The sequence below is a fragment of the uncultured Boseongicola sp. genome (genome assembly GCF_937988555.1).
Lineage (GTDB): Bacteria > Pseudomonadota > Alphaproteobacteria > Rhodobacterales > Rhodobacteraceae > Boseongicola.
Genome location: NZ_CALJXO010000105.1, coordinates 1 through 7,315 on the forward strand (window position 1 = coordinate 1; position 7,315 = coordinate 7,315).

Here is a 7,315-nt window from a genome sequence, read left to right on the forward strand (position 1 = left end):
TGCCAAACGATCTCGCCCCGACCAACATGAACGGCCCTAACCGGACTTTGGCCGCTCCATACAACGCTGCGGTGCAGCTTTCGCATTGCGGCCATTCGTGCATGGCGCAGCATTTTTGTCGGCTAAAACGTCGGTGTGCGGACAAACCGGCCTGATGCGGTTGTGGCGTAGATCATGGCCTCGGCACACGGCCCACACCCACAGGCTCTGCGGCAGCGCAGCGCAGCGAAAAATTACCAAACCCGATATTGGCAACATGCCAAGTCGACAAAATCCAATCCGGCCATTCGCTGCGCTCACTCTCGATGTCTCAGTTGCGGGACCAACCCGACCTTCACTCAAATCAATTCAGCTGGTGCTTTCCGTCCGCCGCAGACACTTTCCGGCCTTCGGACATGGCGCGCCGCCGCGTCAAAAGCTGCCTTTGGCGCGCTACGCAGCATTTTGCAGGTGCGAATGCGCACCGCAAGGACGGTGACCCACTGCCTTCGCCGCCGCCGTTCAATCGGCCTATTGACTATCGATGAACTGCGCAAGTATTCTACGAGCCTGTCAAATTCACGCGAGCAATCTGCCAGCGGAGGGGGCGTGCGCGTATAGACCCGCGCCGCGCGACTGTGGGCAGTTGCGGGTCGAGGGAGAGAATTTGAATGTTCAGCAAGACATGGATACGTAAATTTGGTGCGGCGGCATTAACCGCAGGGATCATCTTAGGGGGCGGTTTCGCACATGCCCAGGAAGAGGATTGGAGCCAGGTTGAGACTGCCGCAAAGGCGGAGGGCGCGCTGCTAGTTTATTCGACCACAAGTCGTACAGCCAAGGCGGCGGAGAAATTCTCTGCAAATACCGGCATCACCGTGGAGGTTGTGCGGCTGGGCGAGCAGGACCTTATCCAGCGGGCCTATCAGGAATCAGTGGCAGGCTTGAACGAAGTCGACATGATTGTCGCTGAGGATTGGGTGGCCGCCCGCGAACTTCTGTCCAGCACCGGATATTTCATCAACTATATCCCACCGACGGCCCGTGAGCTTTTTGCAGAACGTCATCAGAACCCACTTGTGCTGGGCTATATCAACCGCATTTTCGGCTATAATACTGACAAGCATCCCGACGCCGATCCGTTGGAGAGCGTTTGGGATGTGACGACCGAGGAATATCGCGGACGCGTCATGATCAGGGACGTGGCGATCACCGGGGAACATCAGAACGCCCTGACCGAATGGGTGCGTCGCAGTGACGAGCTTGAAGCCGCGTACGAGCGCCGCTTTGGCAAGCCTCTAGAGATGACGGAGGCCAACGCCGGTCTGGAATTCATCAAGCGTTTTCTGCAGAATGATGCGATCATCATGACGTCGGACACAAAGATATCGAAGGCCATCGGCTCAGCCGGGCAAGAAGATCCGCCCTACGGCATGTTCTATGTCTACTCCAAGCATCGCGACGCGAAATTGCAGGATCTGCGCATTTCCGACAGCCGGCAGATTGATCCGACGCTTGGATATTACTATCCGATTGTCCTGCAGTTGTCGGCCAACGCAAAACATCCGAATGCGGCCAAGATGTTCATGGAATATCTGGGTACGCTGGACGGTTTCGCGCCGTGGGCGGATTCACCTGGCGTTTACACACCTAACCCCAACCAAATTCCCTTCGAGGGCGACATGCCCTTCTCTTGGTGGGAAGAACGCATGTGGTCCTACGACCTCGACTTCGCGGCCGAGAACCGCGGCATCGTGCTCGATACCTGGCTGAAGTACGCGCAGCGCTGACACTGCCAGACATAATCACATCCTGTGACACCTGTAGCCCGGGGCCTGCGACACACCGCAGGCCCCGATTGCCGAAGCGAGGCGCAGGCGAGTACCGGGTTCGACAAAGAGCTGAGGACGACCCCGAATGCGCAACGCATACAACCGATTTCGCCTTGGCCTGACGCCCCAGAGTGTTCTTGCGTTCGTCTTTCTGATCATCCTTGGATATCTGGTCATTGTGCCGCTGTTCCTGATGCTGCGCGAAACTTTCCTGATCCATCCGCTTGAACGCTTCCAGATACCTGGTTCGAGTGTCGGCGACCTGACCTTTGCTCACTGGGAACGCAATTTCCTGAGCGAGAATGCATATGCGTTCTTCTACCGGCCGCTGCTGAATACTCTCAGGATCGCGCTAGGCATGTCGTTTCTGGCGCTGGCAATCGGCGGCACCCTTGCTTGGCTGGTGGTGCGTACCGATCTGCCGATGAAAGGTCTGATCTCGAACGCGGCGATCATCCCTTATATCATGCCGTCATGGACGCTGGCGCTCGCCTGGATCACCATGTTCAAGAATACACGCATTGGTGGCGATCAGGGGATCTTTACCGCGCTGACCGGTGTCGTCACACCCGACTGGTTCGCCTACGGGCTGTTCCCGATCACGATCTGCCTGGCGTTGCACTACTTCCCCTTTGGTTTCATGCTGATTGGCGGGGCCCTTCGCAATATCGACGCACAGCTCGAGGAATCGGCTGAACTTCTAGGCGCGTCGCGGCCGACCATCCTGCGTCGAATCGTCATTCCGTTGGTCCTGCCGGCGATCTTCTCGACCTTTCTTTTGACGTTTTCAAGGGGTCTTGGCACCTTTGGGACACCAGCGTTCCTGGGCGGCCCGGTGCGGGAATTCGTGCTGTCAACATCGCTCTATGCAAACTTGATCGGCCAGAGGCCGGGCATCGGATACCTCGCCGCCGTGGCCATGATCGCCCTAGGGGTGCTGGTGCTTTATATGGACTACAAGATCATTGGCACACGTCGAAGCTTTGTCACCATTTCCGGCAAGGGTGCACGCGCCGGTCTCGTAGCACTGGGTCGCTGGCGCTGGCCAATCGCTGGACTTGTGCTGGGTTTCATTTTCGCGGTCATCGCGATACCGCTCACCGCATTGGCCATTGACACTGTGATGCTGCGGCCGGGCATCTATTCCTGGGACAATTTCACTTGGCACTACTGGGTCGGGGATGCGAGTCTTACTGTTGGCCTCGGAACCGGTGAACCAGGTATCCTGCGAAACTGGCAGCTGATGTCGGCGCTGGGCAACACAATGAAGCTTGCTGTGGTGGTTGCGCTTATTACCGGCATTCTTGGAATACTCGTCGGCTACGCGATTGTACGGCTGCGCGGCCGCTGGGTCGCGCAGGCGCTGGACCAGATGTCATTCTTTCCCTACCTTATGCCCTCAATCGCCCTCGGCGCGATATTCCTAGCGATGTTCGCCGTGCCGCGCGGACCGATCCCATCGCTTCACGGGTCTTTCTGGTTGTTGGTCATCGTCTGTACGGTCAGTTACTTGCCCTATGCAGTAAAGGCCGGGGTCAGTGCTATCCGCCAAGTAGGGCCGGAACTGGAAGAGGCCGCAATCATGGTAGGTGCGTCCTGGTGGACGCGCATGCGGCGTGTGTTGATTCCCATACAGAAATCGACCTACTTTTCCGGCATGTTGCTGCCCTTTATTTCTGTCACGCGCGAACTGTCTCTGCTGATCCTGCTCGTGACCCCGGCAACACAGCTCGCAACGACTATCACGCTGCGATACACGGATCGTGGTTGGTACCCCTACACGAACGGTATGGTGCTGCTTTTGGTCATAATCGTTGTGACCAGCACAGTCGTCAGCCGGCGAGTGATGGGGACAAGTATCGCAAAGGGCCTTGGAGGCTAAGATGCCAGAAATTGTATTAGACCGGGTTTCCCGCATCTATGGAAAGGACGTGCGTGCGGTGAGTGACTTGACGCTCGAAATTCCGGACGGTTCGTTTACCACTTTGCTTGGACCATCCGGCTGCGGCAAGACGACTTCGCTTCGGATGATCGCAGGCCTCGACATGCCGACCACCGGCACCATTCGAATCGGTGACAAGCTTGTATTTTCGCGGGATCAAGGACGATCGCTGCCGCCGGCCAAACGAGGCCTGGGACTAGTGTTTCAAAGCTATGCTCTGTGGCCGCATCTTACTGTCGCCAAGAACATTACTTTCGGTCTGGAGGTTCAGCACATTGGCAAGACAGAGGCGGCGCGGCGTCTTGAACAGGTGGCAACTGCGCTGCAGATCGACGAATTGCTCGATCGCTACACCAGTGAACTTTCGGGCGGGCAACAGCAGCGTGTTGCCATTGCCCGCGTGCTCGTGATGGAGCCATCGGTGCTTTTGCTTGACGAACCGCTCTCGAACCTTGATGCAACACTGCGCATGGATATGCGGGCCGAGCTTAAGCGCCTGCATCATGATACTGGAGCAACCATCGTATATGTGACGCACGACCAGCTCGAGGCGCTGACAATGTCGACCCACATTGCGCTGATGCAAGGCGGCGAACTGCAACAGTTTGCGCCACCACTCGACGTCTATTCCCGTCCGGCAAACAAGTTCGCCGCCGACTTCCTCGGAAATCCGCGCATCAATTTGCTGGAAGGCAGCATCAAAAATGGGCGAGTCCGTTGCGTAGGGCTGGAGCTGGCGCTGCCGTCAGGCATTGCGAAACCAGACAATTCCGCCGTAACTCTGGGTCTGCGTGCCGAGGAGATACGGTTGCATACTCAGCCCAAGGCAGGCACTGAGTCTGCGCGGGTCACAGCGGTGCTGCCGACAGGGTCTGATTGGTACTATCACGTCGATATGAACGGGCAGACGCTCACAGTTCGCCAGAACGATGCACCTCAACTGCAACTCGGCAGTACGGTTCATGTAGAAGCAGTTCCCGATCCGGTAAAGCTCTTCTCGGCAGACGGCCTTGCGATTGCCCTCCCTCAAAATCATTCAGAAGGCGTGTGACGTTGAACAAACCGATGTTGCTTGTCACTGGCATGTCCGGAGCCGGAAAAACCGAAGCCATGAAAGCTCTGGAAGACCTGGATTTCTTTTGCATCGACAACCTGCCGCCGCAGCTGTTGAAGGAACTGTCCAAGCTTTCCGACCTCTCGTCCGAGCAAGGCGATCGTTTTGCCGTCGCGATGGACGTGCGCGGGCGGTCGATGTTCGACCATCTGCTCGCAGCTGTCGGCCAATTGCGTGAAGATGGGGTTGCCCACAGAATTCTGTTTCTGGATTGCGGCGATGATGTGTTGGTGCGGCGATATTCGGAGTCTCGCCGAAGGCACCCGGTTCGCGAAGGTCATAGCCTGTACGAACAGATAGCTGCCGAACGCTCTTTGCTGGCCCAGGTACGCGAGCGCGCCGATTTTGTGCTCGATACCACAGGGACAAATACTCACGCGTTGAAAGAGCGTCTGGGGCGCATTGTACTGAACCGGGACGTCACTCAGGAACTCGACGTTGACGTGATGAGCTTCGGCTTCAAGCACGGGGTGCCACTGGACGCGGATCTCATGCTCGATGTCCGTTTTCTGACCAACCCTTACTATGAACCCGAATTGCGTCCGCAGACGGGTCTGGATGGGCCCGTCGCCGACTATGTCTTTGCGCAACCCGAGGCCGAAAACCTGATAGATGAGATCAGCACTTTACTTAAACGCTGGATCCCATTGTACGCTGCCGCGGGAAAAGCTCGTCTGACTGTGGCGATTGGCTGCACCGGTGGGCAACACCGTTCCGTAGCGATTACCGAACGACTGGCGAGCCTGCTCGCACAGGATTTCAAGCATGTCGCACAGGTGCACCGCGACCTGAAAAAGAACCTTTGTCGCGATATTCAGTAGGCTGGTGCGCGTAGTGACCAATGTTGGGTGACAAGTAACTCCATTCAGATCGATAGCATCACGGCAGTTTATTCCCGCGGAGCCGCCATTGGCACGCCCGTTTCGGAATATCGTCTGCGAATGGCCGGTCTCGGGAAATCTTTGGCAACTCTTCGCCGCCGCAAAGAACGATGGCCACCTCATTGGCTTGAAGGGGCTGGCACGAAATCCAAGGTCTCGAAAGGGCTCCTTGCTGCCGTTAGCCGCATGGCAGCGATCCTGCCAAACGATCTCGCCCCGACCAACATGAACGGCCCTTTGCCGACATTCACCAAGATTGACCTTACCGCGGCGCGGCATACCAAGAGCGGCCATTCATGCACCCTGCAGCATTTCCGTCCTTGGAGGTCTGCATCGCGGACAAAGCTGGCGTTCATTTGGCGATGTTCAAAGCATGCGCACTCTATCATATTCAGTCGCTCACAGCCGCTCACAGTCCAAATTGTTTGCCAGCCTCGTTGGCCTTCGCTAGCCTAAAACCGTTGTCGGCTGGAACTTTCGGGGATCCGGGAGGCTCTGCTGAAAGCATGGGAGACCGAGATGGATGTTAGAGCGAATTTCCGAATTTCTGGCAGCTATTATGAGGCGTGCAACTGCGAAGCGATCTGTCCCTGTAGGCGTCAAGGAGACATTCCCGGCGGTAGGTCTACATATGGAGACTGCGATTTCTTGCTGTCTTGGCACATTCTGGAGGGCCAGTTTGGGAGCATTGATCTGGCGGGACTAAATGTTTCGATCGCAGGAACCTACAATGATGATGTGGGTGACGACATCTGGTCTGTTTTCATCTACATCGATAAGAATGCTTCGAAACCGCAGTTTGGGGCACTTACCCAGATCTTTAAAGGTGACGCAGGCGGTAATTTTGGGGTCGCGGCGACTTTCTCGAAAGTTTTGGGAATTACTCCCGCAGACATTCGTCTTGACCACACAGCCGGCGCAGAAACCATCAATGTCGGATCGCTGACGTCAGCTGAGGTCGTGCGGGATTTCGAATTCGATGGCCGAGTGTCCTGTGGTATTCCAGGGCACGACTTTCCGGGACAGGAATCGATTTCGAACTTGTCTGTACAAGATGCGCCGCTTGCATTCAGCTATTCAGAACGATGCGGGTTCGCGACTAATTTCGCCTACTGGAACTAACCTGTGTGTAATCTTTCGTGACGATGCAAACCACAGCAATTGTCAAACAGCGCAACGGTGTCTTCTTCCTTGTTGGGCTGTCTGCCTTAGGGTGGCTCCTCATCTTCTGGTCTTCGGAGAACATGTCATCTCCGGTTGTTTCGATGATGATGCCGATGGATGTGAATTGGGGTCTCAGCGAAATCGTGGCGGTCTGGATAATGTGGGCGGTGATGATGGGGGCGATGATGTTGCCATCGGCAATGCCCATGCTTGTTGTACACCGCCGCGTCGCCGCAAAAAGAGATCCCGGCGCCACTAATTCCAATACCTGGTTCCTGATTGGTTACGTTTTGACCTGGACCTTGTTCAGTGCTGTCGCGGCTGCTGCGCAATGGGGGTTTCAACGTGGGGGGATGCTTTCGCCCATGCTTAGGCTTCAGGACCAGTCGATTGCCGGTGGCTT

The 7,315-nt window shown here is 56.5% G+C and carries 6 protein-coding genes; all 6 read left to right on the forward strand.

Annotated features, from left to right (window positions below; genetic code table 11):
- Nucleotides 1–650 precede the first annotated feature (650 nt).
- Nucleotides 651–1,769: an extracellular solute-binding protein gene (locus tag Q1B15_RS05710; protein WP_299751431.1), complete on the forward strand. Its 1,119-nt coding sequence runs from the start codon at nucleotides 651–653 to the stop codon at nucleotides 1,767–1,769.
- Between the two features lie 127 nt (nucleotides 1,770–1,896).
- On the forward strand, nucleotides 1,897–3,693 hold the full coding sequence (locus Q1B15_RS05715) for an iron ABC transporter permease (protein ID WP_299751434.1): 1,797 nt from the start codon (nucleotides 1,897–1,899) through the stop codon (nucleotides 3,691–3,693).
- A gap of 1 nt (nucleotide 3,694) precedes the next feature.
- Nucleotides 3,695–4,804, forward strand: coding sequence for an ABC transporter ATP-binding protein (locus tag Q1B15_RS05720; RefSeq protein ID WP_299751437.1), 1,110 nt, complete (start codon nucleotides 3,695–3,697; stop codon nucleotides 4,802–4,804).
- 2 nt (nucleotides 4,805–4,806) lie between these two features.
- The gene (gene rapZ, locus Q1B15_RS05725; protein ID WP_299751439.1) at nucleotides 4,807–5,688 is read left to right on the forward strand and encodes an RNase adapter RapZ; all 882 of its coding nucleotides are present in this window, start codon (nucleotides 4,807–4,809) and stop codon (nucleotides 5,686–5,688) included.
- Between the two features lie 579 nt (nucleotides 5,689–6,267).
- Complete coding sequence (locus Q1B15_RS05730) at nucleotides 6,268–6,870, forward strand: DUF1326 domain-containing protein (RefSeq protein WP_299751442.1); 603 nt, start codon at nucleotides 6,268–6,270, stop codon at nucleotides 6,868–6,870.
- 23 nt (nucleotides 6,871–6,893) lie between these two features.
- Nucleotides 6,894–7,315, forward strand: a 422-nt coding sequence (locus Q1B15_RS05735) for a DUF2182 domain-containing protein (protein ID WP_299751444.1), incomplete at its 3' end; no start/stop codon positions are given.